Annotated in this window: 29 protein-coding genes; 1 reads left to right on the forward strand and 28 read right to left on the reverse strand. The window is 31.5% G+C overall.

Annotation, left to right across the window (positions count from 1 at the left end; translation table 11 throughout):
* Window positions 1-34 precede the first annotated feature (34 nt).
* The 21 genes from ACFSTE_RS05110 to ACFSTE_RS05210 form a co-directional block, all read right to left on the reverse strand.
* A complete protein-coding gene (locus tag ACFSTE_RS05110) occupies window positions 35-1,312 on the reverse strand; it encodes an IPT/TIG domain-containing protein (RefSeq protein WP_378255637.1) in 1,278 nt (425 codons plus the stop codon).
* Window positions 1,313-1,383: 71 nt separating this feature from the next.
* Window positions 1,384-1,995: a hypothetical protein gene (locus tag ACFSTE_RS05115; protein WP_378255635.1), complete on the reverse strand. Its 612-nt coding sequence runs from the start codon at window positions 1,993-1,995 to the stop codon at window positions 1,384-1,386.
* 185 nt (window positions 1,996-2,180) lie between these two features.
* Window positions 2,181-3,407 carry an RNA polymerase sigma factor gene (locus ACFSTE_RS05120; RefSeq protein WP_378255633.1) on the reverse strand — a complete coding sequence of 409 codons (1,227 nt, stop codon included), beginning with the start codon at window positions 3,405-3,407 and terminating at the stop codon, window positions 2,181-2,183.
* An 18-nt stretch (window positions 3,408-3,425) separates the two neighbouring features.
* Window positions 3,426-3,764, reverse strand: coding sequence for a YciI family protein (locus ACFSTE_RS05125; protein WP_378255631.1), 339 nt, complete (start codon window positions 3,762-3,764; stop codon window positions 3,426-3,428).
* Between the two features lie 147 nt (window positions 3,765-3,911).
* The gene (locus ACFSTE_RS05130; RefSeq protein ID WP_176029703.1) at window positions 3,912-4,667 is read right to left on the reverse strand and encodes a DUF6090 family protein; all 756 of its coding nucleotides are present in this window, start codon (window positions 4,665-4,667) and stop codon (window positions 3,912-3,914) included.
* Between the two features lie 204 nt (window positions 4,668-4,871).
* Window positions 4,872-5,303 (reverse strand): hypothetical protein, encoded by a 432-nt coding sequence (locus tag ACFSTE_RS05135; RefSeq protein WP_378255629.1) that lies wholly within the window; start codon window positions 5,301-5,303, stop codon window positions 4,872-4,874.
* Between the two features lie 70 nt (window positions 5,304-5,373).
* Entirely contained in the window at window positions 5,374-6,297 is a 924-nt protein-coding gene (locus tag ACFSTE_RS05140; RefSeq protein WP_378298011.1) for a hypothetical protein, read from the reverse strand.
* 81 nt (window positions 6,298-6,378) lie between these two features.
* Window positions 6,379-6,690, reverse strand: coding sequence for a hypothetical protein (locus ACFSTE_RS05145; protein WP_378255625.1), 312 nt, complete (start codon window positions 6,688-6,690; stop codon window positions 6,379-6,381).
* A 321-nt stretch (window positions 6,691-7,011) separates the two neighbouring features.
* Window positions 7,012-7,611: a DUF6624 domain-containing protein gene (locus ACFSTE_RS05150; RefSeq protein ID WP_378258914.1), complete on the reverse strand. Its 600-nt coding sequence runs from the start codon at window positions 7,609-7,611 to the stop codon at window positions 7,012-7,014.
* A 53-nt stretch (window positions 7,612-7,664) separates the two neighbouring features.
* Window positions 7,665-8,330, reverse strand: a complete 666-nt coding sequence (locus ACFSTE_RS05155; protein WP_378298013.1) for a hypothetical protein — start codon at window positions 8,328-8,330, stop codon at window positions 7,665-7,667.
* A gap of 221 nt (window positions 8,331-8,551) precedes the next feature.
* Window positions 8,552-9,172 carry a hypothetical protein gene (locus ACFSTE_RS05160; RefSeq protein WP_176029706.1) on the reverse strand — a complete coding sequence of 207 codons (621 nt, stop codon included), beginning with the start codon at window positions 9,170-9,172 and terminating at the stop codon, window positions 8,552-8,554.
* A 97-nt stretch (window positions 9,173-9,269) separates the two neighbouring features.
* Window positions 9,270-10,073, reverse strand: coding sequence for a hypothetical protein (locus ACFSTE_RS05165; RefSeq protein ID WP_176029707.1), 804 nt, complete (start codon window positions 10,071-10,073; stop codon window positions 9,270-9,272).
* Between the two features lie 149 nt (window positions 10,074-10,222).
* Window positions 10,223-10,678: an HIT family protein gene (locus ACFSTE_RS05170; RefSeq protein WP_378255620.1), complete on the reverse strand. Its 456-nt coding sequence runs from the start codon at window positions 10,676-10,678 to the stop codon at window positions 10,223-10,225.
* Window positions 10,679-10,825: 147 nt separating this feature from the next.
* Window positions 10,826-12,250, reverse strand: a complete 1,425-nt coding sequence (locus tag ACFSTE_RS05175; RefSeq protein WP_378255618.1) for a serine hydrolase domain-containing protein — start codon at window positions 12,248-12,250, stop codon at window positions 10,826-10,828.
* Between the two features lie 62 nt (window positions 12,251-12,312).
* The gene (locus tag ACFSTE_RS05180; RefSeq protein WP_378255616.1) at window positions 12,313-13,452 is read right to left on the reverse strand and encodes a helix-turn-helix domain-containing protein; all 1,140 of its coding nucleotides are present in this window, start codon (window positions 13,450-13,452) and stop codon (window positions 12,313-12,315) included.
* A 198-nt stretch (window positions 13,453-13,650) separates the two neighbouring features.
* Window positions 13,651-14,751 (reverse strand): restriction endonuclease, encoded by a 1,101-nt coding sequence (locus ACFSTE_RS05185; RefSeq protein WP_378255614.1) that lies wholly within the window; start codon window positions 14,749-14,751, stop codon window positions 13,651-13,653.
* Between the two features lie 90 nt (window positions 14,752-14,841).
* Window positions 14,842-15,357 carry a hypothetical protein gene (locus ACFSTE_RS05190; RefSeq protein WP_378298015.1) on the reverse strand — a complete coding sequence of 172 codons (516 nt, stop codon included), beginning with the start codon at window positions 15,355-15,357 and terminating at the stop codon, window positions 14,842-14,844.
* 67 nt (window positions 15,358-15,424) lie between these two features.
* On the reverse strand, window positions 15,425-15,880 hold the full coding sequence (locus ACFSTE_RS05195; RefSeq protein WP_176029714.1) for a GNAT family N-acetyltransferase: 456 nt from the start codon (window positions 15,878-15,880) through the stop codon (window positions 15,425-15,427).
* A gap of 204 nt (window positions 15,881-16,084) precedes the next feature.
* Window positions 16,085-16,423, reverse strand: coding sequence for a hypothetical protein (locus ACFSTE_RS05200; RefSeq protein WP_378255610.1), 339 nt, complete (start codon window positions 16,421-16,423; stop codon window positions 16,085-16,087).
* Window positions 16,424-16,530: 107 nt separating this feature from the next.
* Window positions 16,531-17,571: a leucine-rich repeat domain-containing protein gene (locus tag ACFSTE_RS05205; RefSeq protein WP_378255608.1), complete on the reverse strand. Its 1,041-nt coding sequence runs from the start codon at window positions 17,569-17,571 to the stop codon at window positions 16,531-16,533.
* Window positions 17,572-17,766: 195 nt separating this feature from the next.
* On the reverse strand, window positions 17,767-18,090 hold the full coding sequence (locus ACFSTE_RS05210) for a hypothetical protein (RefSeq protein WP_378255606.1): 324 nt from the start codon (window positions 18,088-18,090) through the stop codon (window positions 17,767-17,769).
* 289 nt (window positions 18,091-18,379) lie between these two features.
* Here ACFSTE_RS05210 and ACFSTE_RS05215 point away from each other — a divergent pair, with 289 nt between their 5' ends.
* Window positions 18,380-18,673 carry a transposase gene (locus ACFSTE_RS05215; RefSeq protein ID WP_378255604.1) on the forward strand — a complete coding sequence of 98 codons (294 nt, stop codon included), beginning with the start codon at window positions 18,380-18,382 and terminating at the stop codon, window positions 18,671-18,673.
* A 303-nt stretch (window positions 18,674-18,976) separates the two neighbouring features.
* On the opposite strand, the gene ACFSTE_RS05220 is transcribed toward ACFSTE_RS05215, so the two are convergent.
* The 7 genes from ACFSTE_RS05220 to ACFSTE_RS05250 all read right to left on the reverse strand — a co-directional run bounded on the left by ACFSTE_RS05220 (window position 18,977) and on the right by ACFSTE_RS05250 (window position 24,840).
* Window positions 18,977-20,062, reverse strand: coding sequence for a flavin monoamine oxidase family protein (locus ACFSTE_RS05220; RefSeq protein WP_378255602.1), 1,086 nt, complete (start codon window positions 20,060-20,062; stop codon window positions 18,977-18,979).
* Between the two features lie 16 nt (window positions 20,063-20,078).
* Window positions 20,079-20,477, reverse strand: a complete 399-nt coding sequence (locus tag ACFSTE_RS05225; RefSeq protein WP_176029719.1) for an OsmC family protein — start codon at window positions 20,475-20,477, stop codon at window positions 20,079-20,081.
* Window positions 20,478-20,541: 64 nt separating this feature from the next.
* Window positions 20,542-21,072, reverse strand: a complete 531-nt coding sequence (locus ACFSTE_RS05230) for an OsmC family protein (RefSeq protein WP_378298016.1) — start codon at window positions 21,070-21,072, stop codon at window positions 20,542-20,544.
* Between the two features lie 134 nt (window positions 21,073-21,206).
* Window positions 21,207-21,986 carry a type 1 glutamine amidotransferase domain-containing protein gene (locus ACFSTE_RS05235; RefSeq protein ID WP_176029721.1) on the reverse strand — a complete coding sequence of 260 codons (780 nt, stop codon included), beginning with the start codon at window positions 21,984-21,986 and terminating at the stop codon, window positions 21,207-21,209.
* 41 nt (window positions 21,987-22,027) lie between these two features.
* Entirely contained in the window at window positions 22,028-22,783 is a 756-nt protein-coding gene (locus ACFSTE_RS05240; RefSeq protein ID WP_176029722.1) for an SDR family NAD(P)-dependent oxidoreductase, read from the reverse strand.
* 89 nt (window positions 22,784-22,872) lie between these two features.
* Entirely contained in the window at window positions 22,873-23,727 is an 855-nt protein-coding gene (locus tag ACFSTE_RS05245; protein WP_176029723.1) for a helix-turn-helix domain-containing protein, read from the reverse strand.
* A gap of 171 nt (window positions 23,728-23,898) precedes the next feature.
* A complete protein-coding gene (locus ACFSTE_RS05250) occupies window positions 23,899-24,840 on the reverse strand; it encodes a hypothetical protein (RefSeq protein WP_378255597.1) in 942 nt (313 codons plus the stop codon).
* Window positions 24,841-24,989: the final 149 nt, after the last annotated feature.

The raw sequence follows: 24,989 nt of genomic DNA on the forward strand, positions 1-24,989 counted from the left end.
ACAAGCAATTACTTATAACCATTGTTACAAACAGTTATTCTGTAAAGTATTTTAAGACTTTATTCTGCGAAATAGCCCAAACTACATTATCGTTATAAGAAATATTCTTAAAGTTTGAAGTGTTGGTATATTCTAATGTCCAAGTTGTGCCACCATCTGTGGTACTGAATATTTCTTTATCTTTAATACACCATCCTCTAGTTTCGTTTTTGAAAGAAAATGCCCCATATTCAAAATCATCTGAAATAATTTGCCATGTATTACCCCCATCTATAGTTTTACATAGTTTATTTCCAGTGGTTGGGCTGAAAATTTGTATAAAACCTATTGATTGAGATATAAATTGAATTTGAGTTACTTTAACATTATCTCCAGGAAGATTTATTTCAACTTCTGTCCATATACCATCATCCAAAAAAAGCAATAGTGGTTTATTTGAATCAGAAGATCTTCCGCCAGCCCATATGTGATTATTATCGATAGCAAAAAAATGTGACAATTCAATATTACCACTAGAGTTATTATAAGTTTCATTAAAATTAATTCCATCTATTGTTTGATATACAACTTTATCAGAAGTTATTATTGTTCCGTTTTGCATATTATTGTTCACATAAGTAGCAATAATTCCAGAATTTATGTCATCAGGATTATCAAATATGAAATTTAAATTATCAGAACCTCCTACTGGAATTCTATTTAAATTAGAAAAATCACTCCACCCTTCATCATTTGAAGTAGCATGAAAAGTACCATTAAAACCAACAGGAGCCCATCTTTCCCAGGATAGACCTCCGTCTATTGTTCTATAGACTTGACCACCGCCGCCATTATCATTTAATGAGAAATATGCTTTATTTCTATTAATAGTTTGAGTTCTCCAAATTCTGTCATCTGAAATATTAAAATCGATACTATGCCATTGATTTATGGAATTTGGAAGTATTCCAATATTACCATTATATTTATTATCAACATTATTGATAATTATTCTGTTTTCAATTTCTATTTTTAAAACAGGTATTGTATTAGAGATAATAGGTAGTTTAACATCTATTTCTAAATTGTTTACAGAATTAATTTCAGCTTCTGTATTATCAAATAATACTTTCACTTTGTCTACTTTATTCGTGAAATTAGTTCCTCGAATAATAATGTTTTCTCCACTGTAACCATAATTTTCAGAATAGGAATTTATAGTTGCTTTTTCTGGAGTAATTGGCTCATCTGTAATACTTTCATCGTTAGATGAGCAAGACATAATTAAGATTAAAATAAATGATAAAATCCCAGTTTTAGTAATAACTTTCATTCAATATTTATGTTTTAATTTGTTTGTAAGGTTTAGTTCTAAAAAGCGTTTTAATGCAATTTTATATAGTGTTAGTGGCTTTTTTTAACTTTTCTATTCCTTTCATTTTCTATTTCACCCGCATTTGTACCGAAGCCTTTTTCATTAAATCCATTCACAAATAGTTTCCCTGTTTCTCCTTTGTTTAGATATGAGATTTGAAAAAGTATTTTTAGATTTTTTTGTCTTGTCTCAGATGCGATATCAGCTTCAAAGTATAAGTCATTTGTTCTCACTCCGTGATAAACAACTTTTCTTAATTCATATTCCGTAGCTATTTTGAAGTGTTCGATACTGTCCTCGAATATTTTATATTTCAATATTGTCTTACCAAGTAAATCTATATTGATTACCTTATTAAAAACGGTGTCAATTTTTTGGGTTAAGAGAATGTTAGTTTCATATTTATTTTTGGCAGAATCTATACGAGGGGTAATGCTCATAAAGTATTTCTCATTATACATCGATAAATCATGCTCATAGATTGTGAAATCTCCTTTAACTTCAGGGGTATCCTCAAGACTGGTATCAATATTTAGAGCGTTATTCTGCAGGTTGATGTCTTTCTTTTCATCAGTATTAGTAGTCCGATGACACCCAAAACAAATAATTATTAACACATATAGTAGTATGCCCTTTTTCATTTTAATTCTCCATAACATTTACTATAAGTGGCGTAGCTAGGCAAAATGTTACCTTTGTGTTGAGTTTTTTCTACGGATTAATTACTAACGTTAACTTTCGGCAAGCATTGCACCTTCATAAATATACAACAACCAATCGATTGATCACTTAGTTGCTATGATCACATATATGCTGTCATTACCTATTACAATCGGCTGGCTATTTCCAATTTTTTATTAATAAGATTCTTTTCACTTTTTTTGATCGTACACTTTAAAGCTTCACGTAAATACTTTCTTTCCATTTGATTGTTACCATTGATTTTATGTAATTCTGCCAATAAACAGTAATAATGGTTGTTCCCATCTAATTCTAATTTATTTGCTTCCTTAATAGCTTCATGTACAGAGTTCGTCTTAGATAAAACATAAGCTCTGTTTAATGCAACAATTGGCGAATACTCAATAGTTAACAATCTGTTGTAAAGTTGAAGAATGTTGTCCCATTTTTTGGGGTTATCCGTTGTGTGCCAGAACGCTATTGCCGCTTCTAAATGATACTTGGAGATAACGCTTCCATGGGATGCTAAGTTCAAATATTTTTTACCTTTCTCAATTAAAGGTTTATTCCATTTAGCTCTGTCTTGTTCATTGAAAAGTAAATCTTCGTTTGAGCTGTTCATTCTTGCATGAATTCTTGAAGAATGAAAGGATATCAATGCGATTAATGCATAGGCAGCAGTTTGTTGTTCGACTTGTATTTTAGACAAAAGCAAAGCCAATCTTAGTGCTTCCCAACAAATTTCCTCACGTACATTATGTTCTTTTATACTGCTATAATACCCCTCATTGAACAGAAGATAAATGATTCGTAGAACAGTATCGTATCCTTGATTGTAGTTTTCTAATTTGAGATTTGTATTTAGTATTCCATTTTCGTTGATTTTCTTTTTTGCTCTATACAGAATCTTATTAATTGCTTCATCATTTGATAAAAGTGCTTTTGCAATTTCATTAATATTAAATCCACATAAGATTCTTAATGCCAAACATATTTTTGCTTTATCACGTATTCTTAGATTGCAAACTACGAAAATCATTTTAAGTTGGCTATCTTCAACTATGTCATTAGAAATTTCTTCAGGCTGGATAGAATTTGTTTTTGATTCTAAATTGACAAGAATTTTCTCCTTATAGATTTTACTTCTTTTATAGTAATCTTTTAAGTTGTTAACAGCCACCTTTCTTAACCAGGCAGTAGGCTTATCAGGAACTCCTTTATGAGCCCACGTTTTCATTGCTTTTAAAAATGTTTCTGATACAATGTCTTCCGCTAATTGCACTTCAGTTACCCCATAATATTGACAAAGTACAGCAATTAGTTTACTGTACTCTGTCTTAAAAATTTCTATTAGTTGAGTATCGTCTATCATTATACCCTTCTTGTAAGATTACATGCCTTCAAAATTCATAATATCTCTTACTTCTACTTTTCCGCCATTTTCTAAGGCAGGACAACCTTCTGCAAGTTTAATTGCATCTTGTATCGTTTCAGAACATACGATAATAAAGCCTCCAACAATTTCTTTAACTTCTGCATAAGGTCCATCTGTAATTGCCCCATCGGGGTGCATTATCTTTCCTTCGAAACCTAATGCCTCTCCAGGGTTTTTGAGTTTGCCTTGTGCATCAATGGATTTCATCCAATCTTGCCATGCTTTTACTTCAGCTTGAATTTGTTCAGGAGTTGGAGTAAGGTCAGGGGTAGGTTCGCTATGAAATAGCATCATAAAATCTTTCATTTTAATCTTTTTTATTGTTAACATAAATAATTATCATATACCTGACGATTGAAATCTATTCAATTGGACATTTTTTTTAATTTTTTTTGATTGCTGATAGGCGGCTATGATTTCATATACACTGTTGCGCTTTCGTTATTTTTTGTTTTCTATTTCATTCTCCAAATCCGTAACTAAACTATGATATTCTGATTTTAAGCTCTTACCTTTTGTAATTACATCACTCATCTTGTTAAGAAGTAGTATGTACATATTCCTAACTTCTTGTGAATTAAAATTTTTAGTATATGAAATTCTATCTCTATTTTCTTCCTCATAAGTTCTTTCTCTAAGTCTAGCTAAAACCTCTGGGTTGATATTATAATTATTGATAAAATATTTTTCCAAATGTTCCTTTGTGTATTCTGTTATTTCATCTTCACTTTCCTGATAATCTTTTACTTTATCATAAAGTTTGGATATTTTATTTTTTAGAGAATCATTTGATATTAACTCTATTTTACCCGAATTAATCATGGAGTTGTAAATACCAGTAGAAGGGTCGAATGTGTGATTCCTGACATTTGTTGTTATTAAAGAATCAAGGTAACTAAGTTGTAGGTCTGAAACCTTAATGAAGATAACTTCTTGTAAGCTACCATTTCTTTGAATTTGAGCAGTGAGAATCTGGTTAAACTCTACAATATTGATTTTTATAGACTCTTGTATGCTTTTTAAAATCTTTAGTTCATCTTTTTTTAATTGTTCATTTTGATTCCAATTATTTATTTGGAGTGCAATTAAAATCCCAATGACGACAAGTATGATTTCACCAATTGCATATTTTAAATATTTTACAGTTTTTCCTTCTGAAAGCGAGTTTTGTCTAATATTTCTAAAGAATTTTATCATTAATTAGCGGTTTCTGATAATGAAGCACAACATTTTATATAAGTAGCGTAGCAGGGCAAAATGTTACCTCTGCGTTGAGTTTTTCTACGCATTGATTGCTAACATTAACTTTTTGCAAGCATTGCACCTTTATAAATATACACAAACCAAGTCAATTGATTACATAGCTGGGATGATCACATATATCGTGTTGTGCTACGTTTTTTATTCAGTTTTATAATGTAATAGTCCCTTTGCATAAAGCATATTTTTGAATTCTTTAGAATTGCAATTCACCTTGTCTGTTTGTATTCCTCTTCCAATTCCATAAATGAAAGGTCCTAGTCGATTACTCCAACCTTTACCAAATTCTCTTGGTTCATAACCAGCGATTCGTCCGCTTATTAAAATCCGATTTTCGTCCGTTATTTTTTCCACGATCAAGTCAACACAAGGATAAATTTTTTCTTCTTCCAGATAAACTTTTTTAGTAATTAATTCGGTCACATTATTTTTTCCCGCTGCTTTTACTTTTTGCGCTAAATGCCATTCAAATTCAAAATCATTAGGAAGTTCTTCCCCAGAATGTAATTCAGCATAAAGTTTCAGTTCTGAAAGGGGCTTTTCTATATGTTTTTTGAATTCGTTTTGAGTCATTTTTAATGTTGCGCAACGTACGCGTGTACAATGCGTTTTAGTGCTTTTTGATATAGTGTTGTGTATAGAATTAATTTTTCATTATTCGTGCTAAGTACATTTTTTTATCTATCTCCAAAGACAATATTTTATAACTTATTTCTTGTCCATCACAATTGAAATGAACCACACCAAAATGACCCGTTACATTTGGTTTTGAATTATCTTGTTGAAAATGAGAGTTTTTTATCGAAACGGTTTTAAAACCTTTCATTTCTACTACAAATGAATTTACGGATTCATTCCATTGATCAATCATTAATTGAATTTTTGGGCGTTCTTTTACCAGCATTTGTTTCTCTTCTTCAGGAGCTGCTGACATAAAGGTATCAATATTTAAAAGAATTCGATTTAAAGCTTTTTTGTCATTTATCCCTTGAGTCAAATCACCGAGGAAGTCGTTCTTTACTTTTCTATCATCTTTAAGGACAGGTTTACCAAAGAAACTACTTCGTTTGATTACTTTTAATAAAAACTCATGGGAGTCATTCCCTTTATTAATTCCCATAGTATGAAAAGTGTAATATTGACTTTTATAAAGACCGATTGCATAGGACATGGTCCAAATTCCATCTTTCTGGTCTTTGTAAACTTCCTGCTTTGAGTAAAAATTATTCTCATTTATTTTAAAGATACTATCTGTTGAGGAAATCAATCTGGAGTCTTTAAATTTTGTATTCCCAAATTCATAAAACCATAGTTCTTTTGGAGATTTGTCATCATAATTATATGACTTTCTTATTGATAATTGACGAGCAAGTTTTCCTGATTCTGAAATTTCATATTGTTTAATAAGGATTTCGGACATATTGCTTAAATCGATTCCCATTGTTGAGTCAATACATATAGAATAATTCCATTTACTCTCCTTAATTTTTTTAAAACAGTTTAATTCCGTTTGAGCTAGGCTTAGGTTGCTTAACAATATTGTTATCGCAATAAGTTTAAATTTCATTTGTCTTATTTTACACACAACGGTAAATATAACAAACGTTGCCGTTCTGAGGGGCAGTTATGTTTTGTTATATAGTGCTATCTACTTTTTTATTATTTCAGCTCGAATTACACTTGATCTATTCATCGCATTTTGAGCATCTCTCATAGTTCGGTATTTACGAATGCGAGTAAACTCAATATCTCCATAGAATCTATTTGTTATACGAACTACAATTTCTTTTTTAGAGGTTTTTCGTCTTCTAAGATTTTTAATTTCTTCGAATTCTGATAAGCCTTTACCGGTTTTTCTCCAACGTTTATTTCCAACTCTTTTCAGATATGGTCTTAGATGTTTTGACCATTCACCACTTCGGAAGTTTCCTTTATGATATGTTTTGTTCAGGTTATTCATTTCAAATATTTCATAAACTTAATTCCTCCGATTCTTTTATTCGTCAAAATATCTAATATTAGTTCACCCTCTTTTTTATCGTGTAAGGTTATATTTTTTTCAAATTGCCATTAAGAACTAGGTTGATTAGCATTTTTAGGGTCAACAAAATATCCATACGCTCTACTTCCCTAATAAATTTGAGTGTAATTTCGGATGGATTGTATAATCTCAACTTTTTCAGGAGTTTGACTTTCAGCCAACCATTCAGAATTATATTTCCCCCATCTGATTTAGAGTACTTATTTCCGCATTACGCTTATAAATTGTTATGGGCTGATTTTAACTTATCCAACCTACCTTTTTTTTCCATTCCAGGATTTCCTGTTTTCTTTTTTCAAAATCAGTTGGTGGTTGTCTATTTTCGTTTTTTACCCTTTCTTTCATAATTTCCGTTTGTTCTTCAAGTAAATTAAGACCAAGAGCTTTTCTTCTTTGATTGACCTTTGCTATGTCATCATATTGATTAGGGTTCATTTCTCCATTTTCGTCCCAATCAAATTGAGTTCCGTAGAGTTGTGGTTTTCCTTCAAAAACAGCTATTCGGTCGGTCAAATATGCTAAACCTTTAGGATTGGCTTTGCTTTCGTTAACAGCTATTTTCAATAATTCTGCGGATTTTTTCATAAAGTAAGGTTGTCCGATAGAATGTTGAATAATTAACCAAGCTGCTTCACTCGCTTCTTTACCTACTTTGTCAACTGTTGGATAGCCGATTGTGTCAATTATTTCATCTAATATTTTTGCATTTCTGCTGTGCAGATTCGCCATTTCTTCGTTATACCCTTCGTCAAGTTGTCCGTTTTGAATAAGTTTGTCACGAAACTCCAAGTCTGCATTCTTCAGTTGAATAATTTTTTTAGCTATTTCTTCGTTGTTCATTTTTGTTGATTGTATCCTGTTCAACTTGCTTATACACCGTGTTAGCAAACAGTTTAATTGGTACTTCCTATCATTGGTTTACGTATCATGAATACTCCAATCCATAAAAACCAAACTATTTGACTTATTCCAAAAATTTCTGTAAAAATATCCAATGGATAGGCAGTTAGTATTCCCGCCACTCCCACTAGAATACCCAAAAAATTTAGTGGTTTGGAAAACAAATTCCCCTTTAAGGCAGTTAGGCTTAATAATAAGACCCAAATTCCTCCAACTATTTCATTCCCTCCTCCGAGACCTTCTGTAATGATATTAGTTGCGGAAAAGACTAACATTGCATTTTCGGGCTCTTTACTTCCCATTTCAATAACAGTGTTGAGACTTATATTGTCGATCATTCCACTTGCAATTACTAACCCAGCCCAAATTATTCCAAAAGCTGATATTATTTGTGAACGAATTGCCGAGTAAGTTTTTAATCGGTGATGAATTGCAACAACCAATACCACTAATAATATCCCAAATAAAATATAACTTGTAAAAGTCAATAGTGAAAAAATCAGATGATTTTCTGCTAAGAAATCGAGCCTTTCATTTGCACTCGCATTGGTATCTGGATAAACTAGTATTGCTCCGTAAATAATGAAGGCAACGATATATATAAGTCCCTCAAGAATTGCACAAACTCCCCCCGTTTTTTGTAATTTCTTTTCATTCATATTTTCCTATCCTTTAGGAGGAAGACGATTCAAAACTTATTCTGTTACGGCACTTGGTCTAATGTTTGCTAACGGCATTTTTTATAAGTAGTTGCGAGAGTTAGTGCTTAACTTTTTAGAAATAGGCGAGAACCAGCAATTACTTATAGCCATTGTTGTACTTACGTTATTTCATTTTTTCTTTATTAATAGTATTTCCTTATTTTAATTAAAGTTTCGAATTAGACTTTATCATTTTGAAATTTTTCAGCTAGTTTATAATAATCAATTAGTTGTAATTCTCTTACGTAGATTTCATCTAACCTATCTCTAAATAATTGTAAGTTTTTGTTTGCCTGCTCCACAGAATTAAATTCAGTTGATAGCATTAAGTCAATAAGTTTTGGAACAGATTCATATGTGAATTTCTGTTGATTATAAATTTTTGATAGTATAAATAATTTATCATAGTTCATATTCACAATTAAAGGGTGAGACTTTGCAATATCCCAAGCATCGCTGGAAGGAAAATCACTCATAATAGTTCCTTTGCTGAATGCTTTGTAAATTGTAGACTTGTCTTTTATGAATGCCTCAATAAAATTTTTATCACTAGAAAGACTATCTATTCTATTAACTATTTCCTTATGGTAAGGAACCCAATAATCCAAAAGCTTTTTATTAGTTATTAGCTCTGAATTTATTTTCAAAAACAATTCCTGAGCATTTCGTTCATTTTTTTTATCCTCAATTCTTTCGCTTAGATACAGCCCTAATACTACACTAAAAACAATGAGAATTACTTGACCAAAATATTTAAGTATTAGGTTTTTTGTAATGCTTGATGTTCTATTATTTTTCATTCAATTATTCGGTTTTTTTTATGGTTCTTTATAATGAAGCACAACGGTTCGGCTCAACTGCATTAAAACGCAGTTTAGGTGTTGTTGTAGGTACTTCTTATTCGTAAAACATCTTTTTTATCGTCTCCTGTATGAAAAATAAATTACTTACTGTAAAAAGCCCAATTGATTCCTCCAAATTACTGTTATTTGGTTTTAGCTCTATATTTTCATCAGAACCTATTAGGTGAATTTGTCCTGCCAAATCGGGTTGATATTTCATTCCGTAAATGGCGAAATTAGCAATGCGCATTTTTCCATCATTAAATTTCTGACCTTTGGCTCTTAGTTTGTTTAATTCTCCCATTTCAGGTATTGTTTCAAATACTCCATCATAAAATTCAAGAATTGGAGCTTCATTAACTCCAGTCAGTTTATGGATGTAAGCGACATAATATTTAACATCTAATTTTATTGAAACAATATCATTCGCTCTGAAGAAAGTAAGATTGTCTGGTTTTCTTGGTTTCCTCTTTAATTCAGAAGGTTTTGTTTTCAAAAAGTCTTTTATCCGACCAGATTTGTTAAAAAAATCATCACTTAAAACTACATCATCATTCAATTTATCTATTGCTTTAATTGCTTCATCAGTTATTGATTTATCAGACAATCCATATTTGTGAAATAAGATGGCTAATGTCAAAGCAACCTTTTCCTTATAGTATTGAGAAACCCCTTTATCTGCGAATAAAACACAATTCCATCTTGTTAGGAGAAGAGGTATGGCATACGCAGAAACATCATTAATACTTCCTCCTTTTTTGAAGGACATAGCAATATTAATTACCCTGGCTAGATCTTCCTCTACTGCTTTAGCAAGTTGCTCGAACCCAATTTTTTCTAAAATCTGTTTATGTGTCATTTTAATTACCTATAACGGTCTCGTATAACCGTCAGTTACGGGTTAATATACGTTAATTTTAGGTTTGGTACAGACGTTAGCAATTTTGAGTGGATTCGGACGTAGTCGAATCCGCCGTAATTGCGGTTATACATTGTTGGGCAACGTTTTTAATTTATTATTTTATTAGCAATTTCCCGTAATTTATCATCATTTGCTCTATTGCAATCATGGGAGGAGATATAACCTTCATATTTTTCAAAGTATTTCGCCTGTTTTGACAAAAATGGCTTCCAAGTTTTCAAGTCCGAAGTACCATGCATAGGAAAAAGTTTAACATGGGCATGATCCACGCCAAAGCCTTCCATCATCAGTCCAGTTCTACCAACATCATCTAATTTTTTATCTAATAATTTTCCCACTTGTTTTGCAGCGACGGTCAATTTTGATAATTCTTCATCTGTCAAATCAAAGCAATAACTGCTTAAGTGTTTTTTAGTTGCCACAACTGTAAAGCCTTCTGTATTAGGAAAAATTGAGAGAAATGCTATATGTTCTTCACTTTCCCAAATTTTGAATGCAGGAGCTTTTCCATTAACGATATCACAAAAAATACATTTACTCATAATTTATTCGAATGTTGCCTAACGGTTTGTGTATGGTTAGTTGTGTATTTTGACCCTAAGTTAGCAAATAAAGCTCAAACTTTGGTTAAGCAATTATTTTAAAAAAAATAGAACCGCAATGAACTATACCCTCACCTCATGTTGGCATTAGTTATTTTTCGTTAGTTTTTTAAATATGATTGGGATACCTCTGTTAGAAGTCATTTCAAACTCATTCTTTGTTATTTTTTTAAAAGTTATGGTTTCATTATTTCTTTCAGAGAAAAAAGTATTCTCGTTAATTTGCATTAATGATAATAATCCGAATCTTTTACTCTCTAGGTATAGTTTGCTTTCTTTTTCTACTATGGTTTTAAGCTCTTTAGATAGCAACGAGTGATATGCCCCAGCATACTCTCTTAAGAGTATTTTGTTTGGGTATTTCGTATTAGAATATTCGGAATTAAGTAACATTGATGCAATTCTAATTGGTGCACTATATGATAATCCAAGATCAAATTTACAATATCCACAATTTCTTAAATGTGCTATAAAAAGGTTTGATTTTGGAAAATACAATACTACAGAGCCATACCCCCAACCTAAACCATCATGTAGTATATAATTATGTCCATTTAAGTTCCCAGTAAATACGCCATATCCATTTCCTGCATAGCTACCATTGTTGTATTTTACTGGCATAATAAGCTTTTCTACATTAGGTTTATTTATTATTTTATAATTCATTAGTGCGTCATACCAAATTGATAAATCGTTAACTGTAGACATTAGTCCACCTGCTGAGTAAAAATAAGAATCATCACTGTCTATTTTTCTAATTTGATAGTCATTTTCGTTAAACGAATCGTATCCAATTGCTCTATTCTCAATAACTTTGGCAGAGTTTTCTAAAAAAGTATTATTCATTTTTAGAGGAGTAAAGAAAACCTCTTTTAAATATGTTTCATAGGTTTTATCGCTAACAAGTTCAATAATGTATCCCAGTAATTGATAGGCTACATTGTTATAATCATATTTATTTCCCGGTTCTGTATCAAACTTTTCTTTTGTAAAATATTCAAGAATAAAATCAGAGTCATTTTCATTTCTATTTCTAATTGCTCTTTTAAAGTCATTACGTTGCTTTTCATCGTTCTTGTATTCCATACCTGAACTATGAGATAATAAATGCCCAATTGTAATATTTTTCCCTTCTTTTGGAAAGTTGGGAACAAATTTTGAGACTTTATCTTGTAAAGAGATTTTTCCTTTTTCTATTAATGTGAAGATTGCTACTGCGGTGAATGGTTTCGTAACAGAAGCAATGTTAAAGACATTATCTAATTGCATATCTATGTCTAATTCAAGATTACTTTTCCCAAGTGCTGCCGAAGCGATATGTTTTCCATTTTGTGTTACAAGAAAAGTTCCTCCTGGTTCATCCGTCGGAAAAAATGATAAAATCTCGGCAATTTTTTTACCATTTATTTTAATTTTTTGGTTTTGTTTTTTTTTAAACTTTTTGTTTTGAGAACAGCAGGTTAACGAAAAAAAGCATAACGTTATTAATGTAATTAATTTATTAGGTTTCATAATTGTAAAAATATTTTTATTGCTAAAAACAACTATAAAACAGAGTTATACGACCGAATAATTTATTCGAACTCTTTTTTTTGAAACTTTTTTCTGTATATGGTTGGTGTAACTCCTGTTGCTTTTTTAAAAGCCGTATTAAATGAAGATTTAGAGTTATATCCTACTTGGTATAAAATTTCGAGTATTGTAAGTTTTGATTGTGATGTATCTTCTAATATTTCTTTTGCTTTATTGATTCTATGTTTATTTATAAATTCGTAAAAGTTCAAATTCAATTGTGTATTTATTAAAATCGAAAGATTTCTTTCTTCCATTTGCATTTGATCGGCTAAACCCTTAATGGTTAAATCTGAATCTAAGTAAGGCTCTTCTTCAGACATAAATTCTTTAAGTTTTGCTTTTTGGCTATCCCAGAGGTCTGTTTCAGGAGTAGTTTTTTCTGCTTTTAATATAGATGCTAATTGTAAGTTTGAAGAAATTCCTCTAAATAATTTAGGGGCATTTAATGCTTTAAGAATTAGCCAACAAGTAAAGCCTAGCATTATTAAAGAAGTAGAGAATCTTAAAATAGAGATAAAACCAAAATGACTCCCAAAGCGGTAAATGTTTTTTACAAGTGCAAAAATGAATAAGAGCAAACAAATCATATTCATTTGAAATAACCATTTATAATTTATGCCTGTACTTTTAGAATAGTTTTCAAATAAAAGTTTTTTATATCTAGTAAGTAAAACAAAAGTGACTACGATGTAAAATAAATTTTGAAGATGTGCTAAGATATAGGATAATTTACCTTCTAATGTATGTGTGTAATTATGATAGAATAAAAGCTGTTCACTTTCATTTGCCAAATAAAAATTTGGAAGTAATAATATGGTGTTAGCAATAAATGGAGTTAATAACAAAAGATGTTTTGATGAGATTTTAAAATCGGAATATATTGTTGATAGTGTAAATAAGAAAAGTAATGGTGCTTGAAAAAACGCACCAATATCCATTCTTAAAATATCAATAATTGGTGTTAATTCTAAATTAAAAGTAAATGGAAGTATATCTACAGTTCTAATAATTAAAAAAACAGCTAAAAAAAAATTACCTATTCTATTCTTTGATTTCACGTAGAATAAAAAGAAAGCAAAAAATAACGAAGTAAAAATTAATAGAATATTTGTGTAATGAAGCAGTAAATCAGCACTCATAAATAGGAAGGTAGATTATTAGTTTATGCACTGACTTGATTTTCATAATTAATGCCAACGGTTTGTGTATGACTCGTTGCGGAAAATGTCCGCCGGACTTTTCCGCCGTAGCCGAAAGATAGCAAATTGCAATGAATTCCGATTAGGAATTCATTGCAATTTGCTATACACGTTGTTGCCGACTGCTTTCTTTTTCATTTATTTAAATTTATCTAATCCAACAGTAACAATCATTTCGGCTAAGTCATCTCCATTTATTACTCTGATTCCATTATCATTCGCCATATTTTGCGCCTTTTCTGTAAATTTCCCTGAAGTTACCACCCAACCAAAAATTGGTTTAGAGTTATCTTCATTATCAATTTTTATTGCTTCGACTATTTGATTTACAGCTTGTTCATCAGAACTTTCTTTATGCTTTTTTACTTGAACATATATTTGTAATCCTAAATGAACGAAATTTGCTAAAATATCAACATCAGCAATTGAATTTTTGTATTTGTTTTTTGTGGGTATTTCGCTTGTTGTTGCTCCAAGACCTAACATTAGTTGTTGCACGAGTTTTTCAAATTTTCGGTCATCTAAATACGCCTCTTTTGAAGTCAAAAATTCAGCTACCTTCTGTTTTAAATTTTCATTCAACTGATTTTTGAAGTTTGGTTTACTTTTCTTTTTTGAAGATTCGAGAGCCAATTTTATATCTTCAATCAAATCCGTCGCACTAACACAAGTTCCTTGATATTTCAATCTTGAAATTAGTCCTGCACCACAATAATCTCTTTGAATTGGTTTTCCGTTATTCATCCATTTCACATTTCTTCTGATTGCGGTATCTGCTTCAACCTTATTTTCAAGATATATTGTTGAACTTGTTATTTCACCTAAATAAAATGCTCTTGGTATTGGAACAATTGCCAAATCTCCAACTTTCATTTCTCTAATGAATCTCCACATATAGCCCGTTGCTTGTCCTAATGAGTATGGATTATTTTCATAGTTAGGATGATAAATTTCCTTTAATCGTTGTTTGAATTCATCTCGATTTAAAGAAGTATTGAACAATTCATCTTTTGTATAAGACCACCCAATTACAATTTGATTTTTCACCAATAATTCATCAAGCCGATTTATTCCACTTGGTGCACATCTTATTATGAATGCTTGTTGGTTGTTCATTTTTTTCTTTTTAGTTGGCGGTAACGGTTTGGCTATGGTTAGTACAGGAATTAAAAATAGTAAGCTTTTAGTTAAGTACTTAGCCAAAACTTTTATTTTTAATTTATCAATTTTAAAAGCCAAATCAACGATTTGGCGGTATTTGTAAATAGCACTGAACTATCGTAAACCAATAAATGCCCTATTTGCGATATACAGTGTTAGCGGTATTTTTTATGAACTCCATCCAAAGTGAAGAGCATAAATTTCATTTTCGCTTTCAAAGATTATATCATCTCCAACCATATCTCCGCCTATTTCATGAGCAAAATATGTATCAATTCCTTCCACTTTATAAGTCTTCAAGTCAGTCATGTTTGAGAGAAATTCGAAAATTGAAATTTTAAATAATTCCTCTTTTGAGTAATAAAATTCTGTTAGTTCTTCTCTGCAATCTAAACTTGTTCTATGTTCTCTCCAATATTTCAATTTATCCTCAATCAAATTTTTATAATCTGGAATTGACAATAGTTTCAAGTTTTCAATTTTTCTTTCTTCAACTACTTTTTGTTCATTACCAATTGTAATAAAGGGTTTTTTATATGCTGCAATATTCAGGAAATATGACTTAAGTCGATTAATTAAAATCTCTCCATTTGGTAGGTTCACTTTTGTGAAATGATATTGACCTCCACAGTTTGGAGATTCTTCTTGCATTTCACTTAGATATGAGTTTATTTTTTCGTACATCTCTTTAATTACCGCTAACGGTTTGGCTAAACTACGTTTTAATGCAATTTAGAGCAACTAGCTATTTTCAGTTAAAATGCATTTTCATTCCTTCGTGTGATTTTTTAAATCCCAATTCCTCATAAAACTTAATCGCTTTAGGTCGTTTTTTGTCTGTCGTTAATTGAATTAAATGTGCTTTGCGTGCTTTGGCTCTATTAATAGCCCATTCAAACATAATTTTTCCAATTCCGAGTCCTCTTTTATCCTTTCTAATTCTTACTGCTTCAATTTGTGCTCTAATTCCACCACGATAGGTCAAGTATTGTATAAATGATAGTTGAAGAGTGCCTATTATTTCCAGATCTTCATTTTCAAGAACAATTAATTCTTGATTTTCATCAGAGTTTATTTTCTCAAAAGCCTTTAAGTATTCAGAAGGCAATGGAATTTGAAAATTTTCCCTTTTCTTTCCAAGTTCATCATCAGCAATCATTTCCACTATTACTGAAACATCATTTTCTGTTGCTTTTCTAAACTTCATTTTACATTTCAAGTTTTCGCTTGTTGCTAACGGTTTTGTGTATGGCTCGTTGCGGAAAATCAGCTATGATTTTCCGCCATGACCGAAAGATAGCAAATTGCAATGAATTCCGATTAGGAATTCAGCAGCAATGAGCTATACTATACACATTGTTGGCAGTAGGTTTTATTCCGATTAATTCCATTCAGTTTTTGTTCCATTTTTTTATTTTCTACGAATCATATAAGAGTTAAATCCTTTAGTTGCATCCATTTGTTGATACCAAAAAATAACAGGAATAATTCCGCTAACAGTTCCAATCGCACCAAACATATTCCACAAAATAATAGCTGATATGATTCCAATTCCTACTCCGATGAGAATTAGCGTATTATTTGGTTCCGCTTTTATGTCATTCACGTGTTTCTTTTCTATTTTTCCACAGTTTTGGCAATTCACGTTAAATTCATCTCCTTTTTCCATTTGTAAATCAGGTCGAGTAGCAGCACTTGATTTTATTCGAATGTCTTTTTTACAAGAGCTACAGCGAGTTATTAATTTCATATTTCAGTCAGGTTATTTTTTAAAGTTTGAGTTGTCTAACTTACTGGCAACGTTTTGGATATGGTGCGTATCCCGCAGGGTATGCACTATACCTGTGGTTGTATGCTTTATTTTCTTTTTTCTCTTAAAATTCTAAATTTTTCGTGTCTTGGATCGGTAAGTTTATATCTTTCAGAGAGTTCGATTGGAATTTGTTTGTAATGATCCTCTGGCAGTCTCCTTCGACTTAAGTCAACAATTCCAATTTTTGAAGATTTAATCCTCCTTCTATAACTTTCGATAAAACTTTCTTGAGTTTGGTCTATGATTAGCCTACTATGTGTCGGATAATTTGGTGTTCGATTGCAAAGTTTTAAGATGTCAAGTTGCTTAATAACAAGTTCTTTATTTGCAAAAATATGTAGTTCTGCAAGTTGTTTCATTGAATTCAAGTCAAATCCAATTTGCTTTAGGCTATTATATGACAAATTTAGTTTCATTAACTCCTTAAGAGAATTCAATTCCTCAGGTAAAGTTTCTAATTTGTTATCAAATAAGGAAAGCGTTTGTAAGGATGTCAATTTTCCTATAGACGGAGAAAGCTTTTCGATTTCATTAAATCCAAGTTCTAAATATTCAAGTTTGGCTAATTTACTCAAATCGAAATCAAGACTTTGTAATTGATTATTGAAAAAGTTTAAGTGTGTTAAGTTTGCTAAATATCCAACCTCTTTAGGCAAATTTAGAACCTTGTTACTATGACCAAATAAGTGTTCAAGATTTGATAAATCACCTATTGTTTTAGGTAATGTTGTCAAATCATTTTGAGAAATATGTAAACGCTTTAACTGTTTAGAACTACCAATATTATTTGGTAGAGATTTCAGATTATTATTAGTAATGTTAAGTATTTCAAGATTCTTAAGTTCGAAAATTTCTTCTGGGAGCTTTTTGATATTATTCCCATTCAAATAGAGTACTTTGAGGTTTTTAAGCCTTGATATTTCTTTTGGAATGACCAGTATGTTATTATCCCTTAGATTAAGGTTTGTCAAATGTTCCAATTCAAATACTTCATTTGGAATATCAGTTAGTCCCTCTTTAGGCAAGCTAAGTAAGGCTAACTTTTCGGTTTTCGCTCGTTCTATTTTAGAAAGTACTTGGTTCATTTCATTTGCTCTTATTGCATACAACGTTTTTTATATGTGGCATAGCAGGGTAAAATGTTACCTCTGTGTTGAGTTTTTCTACACATTGATTGCTAATATTAACTTTTTGCAAGCATCGCACCTTTAAAAATATACAACAACCAATTGATTAATCCTTTAGTTGCTATAATCACTAATGTAGTGTTACCACACGTTTTAATTTGTCAATTTTTTGTATTCATATTGGTTGTCAAACAAATCATCTTTTTCTTTCAAAATTAGTTTTTTGTCTCCAACTTTTATCACTATGTATGTTCGATTTCCCATTGTCAGAACTGAATCGTTTAATTTGAAATTTGAATTTGATTCATTTCCTATTTGACTAATCAGTAATGAATTATTAGGTTTAAAAGTCAAAATGATTTCAGGAGGAGTTTCGGAGTCCGAGTCTGATCCGCCAATTGATAGCTTTTCTGAATCTTCAGGAAAAGAGTCCGATTTCGCAATCATAAGCCATTTTCCAATTAGTTTATCTTCCACATTAGATTGAGCAGAACAGGGGTGGAGTCCAAAAAATAAAGTTAGAAGTAATAATATTTTCATTTTTCCTATGTGTGGTAATGAGTTCGTGTATGATTAGTAGCGGATTTTATGCAACTGCTTTTCGTTTTATAATATACTTTATTTTATTCTAAAACGGTCCGAGTTAGTACGCAAACAGCTATTGTTTATAGTATCCATGAAAAAGCAGTAAGTCAAGTATCTTTAAGATATACTAAAAAAATAAAGACATGATTACTCAAATTACTGCTTTTACCAAAGTCATATATTGGTATTAGAACATTTATCAGGTTATGTTGGTTTAGCTCCAGGAATTCATCAGAGCGGTGATAGTCAAAAGAGTAGAGGAATTACCATGCGAGCACATCGATTAATGCGCAGTTATTTTATAGAAGCTTCTTGGCAGGCGATACGCACAGACCCAGTAATGCAAGCCTATTATCGTAAGCATATAGGAAAGAACTCAAAGACAATTATCATCAAGGTAGCTCGCAAATTGTTGAGTAGAACTTTGGCAGTAATTAAAACAGAGACTCTATACCAAAAAGGAGTTCTAGCATAAAAAAAAAGATAACAAAGCTCACAAAGAAGTAGCAAAGTCTGTATCACAAAACAACGTGGGTGAGCCCATTAACTTGGCATCACATATTTATAGCAAGTGGACAGGTTTATTATAGCTTATAATCATACAGATGCTGGTGACCGCTAAAAGAGCTGTATCACAAATAGGATGCTGAGCAAGTTATAAAGTATTTAAATGTTGACAATCAATCAGCAAATAGGAGCGAATTGCCAACATTTAAACACTCCAAAATAAATATTATGAGATAATTAAAAAATAAAATATTAACTTTGAAGAACTCAGCTAGTGCTTTTCATAGGACACATTGTTGGGCATAGTTTTATTAATTATTTTTTCAGTTAATAGCATTGCGGACACAACAGCACCTTCCATATAGCCGGGATATATAGGAGCGGCTTCTGCTGAAGAGATGAATAATTTGCCATTGAAATAGCTGGTTTGAAATAGTGGATTACCATTATTCTGATGGGGAAACAAAGGAACCTGATTTTCAAAAAATGTTTGCTTCTCCAGACTCCATATCTGTTCATTATAATCTGTGTAACTATTAATACTATTTCCAAAAACACTATTTAATTGTTCTAAAATTATTTTTTTACGTTCCTCAACTGTTAACCTTTTAAAACCGGAATTTACAAAACCACATAAAGCATATTTGTTTTCCTCGTAGTTACAATGATCGTATAGCTCTGTTATTGGACCTGTGTTGCTGAATAAAGTGCCAGATTGCTTCTGTTGTCTCCAAAATGGTTCATTGAAAGTGATAGCAACCTTTATACTGTCTTCCATCCATGTGTGCGTTTTGGTCGCGATATCTTTAAGTTCATTTGGTAATGATGGCGAAAAGTCAATGGTATTGCTCCATAATTTGGGCGGGATTGCCAAGATTATTTTAGAACCTTCAAATGATTTATCTTTGGTATAAACAGTTACGTTGTTTTCAGAAAAATCAATGCCCTTAACATGTTCATTTAATGCTATAACATCATTTCCAACTGCTTTTGCCAAAGCATATATTAAGGAAGATGTTCCTCCAGCTATTCTATAGCTTGGTGGTTGGCTGGGAATAGGTATGGCGCTTGCAGGAGAAGTAGAGAAGGGCTGAAAAAAAGAAGTACCTTCCATATATTGCTCGAAATGAGGAATACTGAGTTCATGTAACAATTGTTTTAAGTGAGTATGTTGGTCTCCAAACCAAGTGGCACCCATTTCTACAGGAGTATCGTTAGCACTCAACAGTGTATGAATGCGACCTCCAATTCTATGTCGAGATTCAATAATTTTAAAAGGAGTTCCTGCTAACTTTAAGCGGTAACCAAGAAGTAAGCCGGATAGTCCTGCCCCAATAATAAGTACATTCGAGTGCATGCTGAAAAAAGTGTATTTATTTGATTATAGTAATAACTTGATTGCCTTTTATTAAAGCCTTTGTTACTGGTGTCTTGTTTGCAAACACAAGTAATTTTTGTTGCTCGTTTTCTGATACTTTGTGTTCAAAACTAAGGGTTCGCTCAAACCTAAATGATTGATCCTCATTTTTATTTACTATAATTTTGATTTTTATTTCCCCAACATTTATATTTTCTTTCTCAGCTTTGTTTAGTAAATACATGGCTGTGCAGCTTGCTAATGCACTATTCATAAGGTCAATAGGACTTGGAGCTTTATTTGTTCCCCCTAAAGCTATTGGTTCGTCTGATTGTACAGAAAATCCTGATACTTTCGATTCTGTATAGTATTTGTTTTGAATCTTAGACCGTACAAGGCTAACATGTTGTTTCATTTTTTAAGTATTTTAATTGTGAAAGGGAACTAAGCTATAACAACTTAGTTCCCTGATGTTTTCTTCAGCTTTTGAGCTTCATATTGACCTTGTCAGTAATGGTTCTATAATTAGGTGAAAATTGACGTACATTGTTAATGATGTCGTTGTACTGTTCTTGAGTTCCATCACCGTCAACATCAAAGGAAAATTCAATGGTGTCAAAACCAATAGGACTTTCGGGGTTTACATTTAAAAAGCCTCTTAAGTCCAAAGTTCCTGTAATATGAAGTTTAACCTTGTTGAGTTTAATTCCTTTACCTGAAGCTCCGGCAACAAAACCAACCATCATACAACCTGCCAGGCCTCCTAATAAATAGTCTTGTGGTGTTGGTCTTGAGTTGTCGCCCAAAAGTTCATTAGGTTCACCAATCTCAAAACTAAAGTCCTTTTGTATTTCGTTGCTTCCCACTTTTTGATTGTGAGTCGTAATTTTTGTATTCACGCCTCCTTGCCATTGAGCAGTAATGCCATAACTAGAGTAGGCTTCTTTTTCTTCTTTTCCAATAAGGTCTGTATATTCTTGAAGACCTTTCAAATTTATTCCGTTTAACATGGTTTGAAATTTTTAACGTTTGATTTAGCACTTCTCCAACCTTTCAATGATCATTCTAATCAAAGAATTTGTATTGCTAAAACTTAAATTAGAAATAAAGGTGAAGGTTTGCCTTCACCTTTATCTAGAGTCAATTATTTTTTCAATCTATCTCTTAATGCTTCAGCAAGAGGTGCTGCAGATGCAGGACTTTGTCCAGTCATTAACGGACCACTAACGACCACATTGGGAGCCCAGTTTTTTACACTTTTATAGTTCGCGCCTCTTCTTTTTAACTCTTGCTCTAATGAGAATAGCAGGTGTCTGTCCAATTCTATTTCAGCATCCTCAGCATCTTTAAATCCTGTTAGATCAACACCTTCTACCAAATACTTCCCATTGGTTAATTTAACATCCCTTAAAATGGCTGGTGCGTGACAAACCATAGCAATTGAGCGGTCAGATTCATAGAAGTCGCGAATAAGTTTAATCAGGTATTGGTCGGAAGCTAAATCATTTAACAAACCATAGCCTCCCGGCACAAAAATCGCGTCAAAGGTATTGTAGTCTATGTTTCTAAGTTTTCTTGTTCTCTTAGCAGCGTACATAGCAACAGGATCATTTAAAAACTTATCGGTATAGTCCGTAGTAAATGGTGCTTTCATACTTAGCCAGTCTATTGGTGTTTCGCCTCCATCTGGTGATGCAAATACGACTTCATAACCAGCTTCTGTTAGAATGTAATATGGTGCAGCTAACTCCTGAAACCAAGTTCCTGTTTGTTTTCCACTAATCCCCATATCATCATAAGATGACATGATTAATAATACTCTTTTTTGTTTGTTGATTTTGAAAGAAGTATTTTGTGCATTAGCTACTATTCCTACAAAAAATAGGAATGTTAATAAGGCTGTTGTTTTTACTAAATTTTTCATTTTACTAAATTTTAATTGTTAATGTTTTAATGATTTGTCTTTTAATTTCTTCCGGCCATAACACCACCATCTATGTCCCAAATAGCACCAGTTACCCATGAGCTTTGGTCTGTGAGTAAAAAGTGGATTGTTTTGGCGATGTCTTCAGGTCTTCCCACTCTGCCAATTGGATGGAAATCATTGAATCCTTGTAGTGCTTCTTCAATTTTGTCTTCCTCAATGAATGCTCCGTAAATAGGTGTTACTACCACTGCTGGAGAAACTGCATTTACTCTAATGTTGTGTTCCGCTAATTCCATTGCTAAGTGTTGTGTTAAACTATGTAATCCAGCTTTTGCCATAGAATATGCCGATGAAGGTGTTGCCTTAATGGCTTGTTTTGCCCACATAGAACCTATGTTTACAATAGATCCACCACCATTATCTTTCATAATTTTTGCTGTCTGTTGAGTAATAAAAAAGAAGGCTTTATTAAAATTGTGATAAAGGTCATAGTCGTCAGAAGTGTGCTCTATGAATAATTTTGGACTAAAATACCCTGCCGCATTTACCAAATACTTTAAGTTAGGGGTAGTGCTGTTAAGGTTATTAATAAAGATTTGTAATTGCTTAGAATCAAAGAGGTCTAAACCTACTGTTTTAACAGTACCGATTTTTGATAGCTCTTCTTCGGTTGTCTTTAAATTTTTGTCTGACCTACCAATAATGGTAACTTCAATACCGTCTTTTAATAATAATTCTGCAGTAGCTTTACCCATACCAGTGGTACCACCTACTATAATTGCTTGTTTGTTCATAATATTTTATTTTTTGATTATTAATTATGAAACAAAAGTATATGCGATAAGTGGCTATAGATGGCAATTTAGAGCCTAAGAATGGTAATCTAGAGTAACCCCTTTTGAAACTGCTTTGGTGTGACACTTACTTCTTTTTTGAAAAATTTGGTAAAGTAAGTAGGTTGGTCGAATCCTAAACTATAAGCAACCTCTTTTATAGAAATGTTTTGACTGGAGAGCATTCGCTTTGCCTCCAATATTTTTAGTTCCTTAATAAGGTTTGCGGGGGTTAATGAGGTATACTGTTTTGTTAGTTTGGTTAAATGCTTTGAAGATATACCTAGGCGATCTGAGTAATCTTGAATCCCCAGGTTTTGGTCTACATTTTCAATGATGAGTTGTTTGAATTTAACAACCTTTGAAAAGTCAGAATTTGTATCTACATTAAACGAAAGAGAGTTCTTTTTGATTCGCTCAATATGGTAGAGAAGACTTATGAATTGATGAATAGCTATTTGTTGGTAGTTTGCTTTTTCTTCTTCAAGTTCTTGAAGCAAATCACAAGATATACTTTCAATAATCTTCGTATCTGTTTCTCCTAAAAAAATGTGAGGATCTCCGATTTCGTTAAAAATTGAAATGGTAAACCTTGAAAGCAATTCTAAGCTAAGGTTAGAGATGAAAGAATCGTTGAAATGGAAGAGGTAACCTTCATTGTTAGAATCGGGACAGAAATAATGTACCTGATTTCGATTGATTAAAAACAATGTATTTGCAGGGTGTTTCACCACTTCATAATCGATATAATGATTCCCACTGTTTTTAAACCATAGTATTTGAAAAAAACTGTGTCGATGTGGCTTTGAAGCTTTCTCTTTATTACGTTGAAAATAGGGCGCTAGTGCTTTTAACTCAAAATGGAGTTTTGTGAAATCATCTTTATGAAGGTCATATTTTTTCATTATTATCTAATTGTGCCCAACGTTTTGTATAAGATTAGTTGCGAGGTTTAAATACGAAATTTAGTAAATAAATCACAAATAAAAAGACCGTTAGGATTTTTGTAAATAATCAGCCTATGCTAGCAATTAATTTTATACCGTGTTGTAATTAGTATTGAATTCTAATTTAAATTATTGAATGAAATTGTCGGTTAAGGGGTATAGTTCTTCAAGTGATTTTTGAAAAAGCAATTTAGATTTTGAAATTTCTAAATTATTTTTAATCGCTTCATGATATGATATTGTGATAGAGTGTAGTTTCTTAATGAAATTTTCAATTTCACTAACATTTTTAAATTCTGAATCCATTATAAAATCACAAGCGTTATTTCTATCAATTTTTTTAAGTACAAAATATACATTATTCAGAGACTTAGGATAAAGTTCCTTTATAGGTTCATTAAGTGGTTTATTTCTTACTTCTTCCGTTCTATTATTAATATCACTGGCTATATGATTAAGAAGAATATGATTTGACCTAATTTCATTATATTTATTCAATATACCTTCACTAAGTAATTCGTTTTTATATGTTAAAGTACTACTTATATAATCAGTTTTTGGTAAATAAGAGTATTTATGTGATAGTATAGAAGCTACAATAGCACCATCAAAATTTGAATATACAGAAAAAGACATACCAAAAATTCCATTGTCTATTTTATACTGAACAAGTGGATTTGCAATGACACTATCTCCAATCATAAACTTCACTTGTTTTTTTAAATTCTCTGAGGAGAATTTAGATAGTAATTTTCGGTCATTAAATACTATGTTTAACGAAGAATTATTCATGGATATATTTTTTCTAGATTGATTTCGTATAATTTGAAAATCAGTACTGTCATTTATAAAAATATTTGATCCAGAGCCTTTTATTTTACCTGTGCCATTATTTTCTAGTAATGATTTTAATAATGTTTTATCAAATAAATTATCAATTTTGATATATATACTATCAAACTTCACTTCTGTTATTACTGTTGTTCCTGAATATTTTGCATAATAATTAAGGCGAGCCTGTATATTTTCAATATCGCTTGGCGTATTAGTTTTTATAACGTGAGCACTCATATATTTATCGTCATTACTAATTTTACAACTAATTATTGCAAATAAAAAAAATAGTGTGAATAGAAAATATTTAAGTTTTTTTATCATTTTAAGTTTTCTCCTATTAATTACAACGTTTTGGCTAAGCTGCGTTTTAATGCAGTTTAGGT

It is taken from the genome of Aquimarina hainanensis (assembly GCF_042684685.1).
Taxonomy (GTDB): domain Bacteria; phylum Bacteroidota; class Bacteroidia; order Flavobacteriales; family Flavobacteriaceae; genus Aquimarina; species Aquimarina hainanensis.

What these genes read in the sequence shown, in the direction of transcription:
- ACFSTE_RS05110 (WP_378255637.1), bottom strand. Translation starts at nt 1,312, where the DNA reads ATGAAAGTTATTACTAAAACTGGGATTTTATCATTTATTTTAATCTTA.
- ACFSTE_RS05115 (WP_378255635.1), bottom strand. Translation starts at nt 1,995, where the DNA reads ATGAAAAAGGGCATACTACTATATGTGTTAATAATTATTTGTTTTGGG.
- ACFSTE_RS05120 (WP_378255633.1), bottom strand. Translation starts at nt 3,407, where the DNA reads ATGATAGACGATACTCAACTAATAGAAATTTTTAAGACAGAGTACAGT.
- ACFSTE_RS05125 (WP_378255631.1), bottom strand. Translation starts at nt 3,764, where the DNA reads ATGATGCTATTTCATAGCGAACCTACCCCTGACCTTACTCCAACTCCT.
- ACFSTE_RS05130 (WP_176029703.1), bottom strand. Translation starts at nt 4,667, where the DNA reads ATGATAAAATTCTTTAGAAATATTAGACAAAACTCGCTTTCAGAAGGA.
- ACFSTE_RS05135 (WP_378255629.1), bottom strand. Translation starts at nt 5,303, where the DNA reads ATGACTCAAAACGAATTCAAAAAACATATAGAAAAGCCCCTTTCAGAA.
- ACFSTE_RS05140 (WP_378298011.1), bottom strand. Translation starts at nt 6,297, where the DNA reads ATGAAATTTAAACTTATTGCGATAACAATATTGTTAAGCAACCTAAGC.
- ACFSTE_RS05145 (WP_378255625.1), bottom strand. Translation starts at nt 6,690, where the DNA reads ATGAATAACCTGAACAAAACATATCATAAAGGAAACTTCCGAAGTGGT.
- ACFSTE_RS05150 (WP_378258914.1), bottom strand. Translation starts at nt 7,611, where the DNA reads ATGAACAACGAAGAAATAGCTAAAAAAATTATTCAACTGAAGAATGCA.
- ACFSTE_RS05155 (WP_378298013.1), bottom strand. Translation starts at nt 8,330, where the DNA reads ATGAATGAAAAGAAATTACAAAAAACGGGGGGAGTTTGTGCAATTCTT.
- ACFSTE_RS05160 (WP_176029706.1), bottom strand. Translation starts at nt 9,172, where the DNA reads ATGAAAAATAATAGAACATCAAGCATTACAAAAAACCTAATACTTAAA.
- ACFSTE_RS05165 (WP_176029707.1), bottom strand. Translation starts at nt 10,073, where the DNA reads ATGACACATAAACAGATTTTAGAAAAAATTGGGTTCGAGCAACTTGCT.
- ACFSTE_RS05170 (WP_378255620.1), bottom strand. Translation starts at nt 10,678, where the DNA reads ATGAGTAAATGTATTTTTTGTGATATCGTTAATGGAAAAGCTCCTGCA.
- ACFSTE_RS05175 (WP_378255618.1), bottom strand. Translation starts at nt 12,250, where the DNA reads ATGAAACCTAATAAATTAATTACATTAATAACGTTATGCTTTTTTTCG.
- ACFSTE_RS05180 (WP_378255616.1), bottom strand. Translation starts at nt 13,452, where the DNA reads ATGAGTGCTGATTTACTGCTTCATTACACAAATATTCTATTAATTTTT.
- ACFSTE_RS05190 (WP_378298015.1), bottom strand. Translation starts at nt 15,357, where the DNA reads ATGTACGAAAAAATAAACTCATATCTAAGTGAAATGCAAGAAGAATCT.
- ACFSTE_RS05195 (WP_176029714.1), bottom strand. Translation starts at nt 15,880, where the DNA reads ATGAAGTTTAGAAAAGCAACAGAAAATGATGTTTCAGTAATAGTGGAA.
- ACFSTE_RS05200 (WP_378255610.1), bottom strand. Translation starts at nt 16,423, where the DNA reads ATGAAATTAATAACTCGCTGTAGCTCTTGTAAAAAAGACATTCGAATA.
- ACFSTE_RS05205 (WP_378255608.1), bottom strand. Translation starts at nt 17,571, where the DNA reads ATGAACCAAGTACTTTCTAAAATAGAACGAGCGAAAACCGAAAAGTTA.
- ACFSTE_RS05220 (WP_378255602.1), bottom strand. Translation starts at nt 20,062, where the DNA reads ATGCACTCGAATGTACTTATTATTGGGGCAGGACTATCCGGCTTACTT.
- ACFSTE_RS05225 (WP_176029719.1), bottom strand. Translation starts at nt 20,477, where the DNA reads ATGAAACAACATGTTAGCCTTGTACGGTCTAAGATTCAAAACAAATAC.
- ACFSTE_RS05230 (WP_378298016.1), bottom strand. Translation starts at nt 21,072, where the DNA reads ATGTTAAACGGAATAAATTTGAAAGGTCTTCAAGAATATACAGACCTT.
- ACFSTE_RS05235 (WP_176029721.1), bottom strand. Translation starts at nt 21,986, where the DNA reads ATGAAAAATTTAGTAAAAACAACAGCCTTATTAACATTCCTATTTTTT.
- ACFSTE_RS05240 (WP_176029722.1), bottom strand. Translation starts at nt 22,783, where the DNA reads ATGAACAAACAAGCAATTATAGTAGGTGGTACCACTGGTATGGGTAAA.
- ACFSTE_RS05245 (WP_176029723.1), bottom strand. Translation starts at nt 23,727, where the DNA reads ATGAAAAAATATGACCTTCATAAAGATGATTTCACAAAACTCCATTTT.
- ACFSTE_RS05250 (WP_378255597.1), bottom strand. Translation starts at nt 24,840, where the DNA reads ATGAGTGCTCACGTTATAAAAACTAATACGCCAAGCGATATTGAAAAT.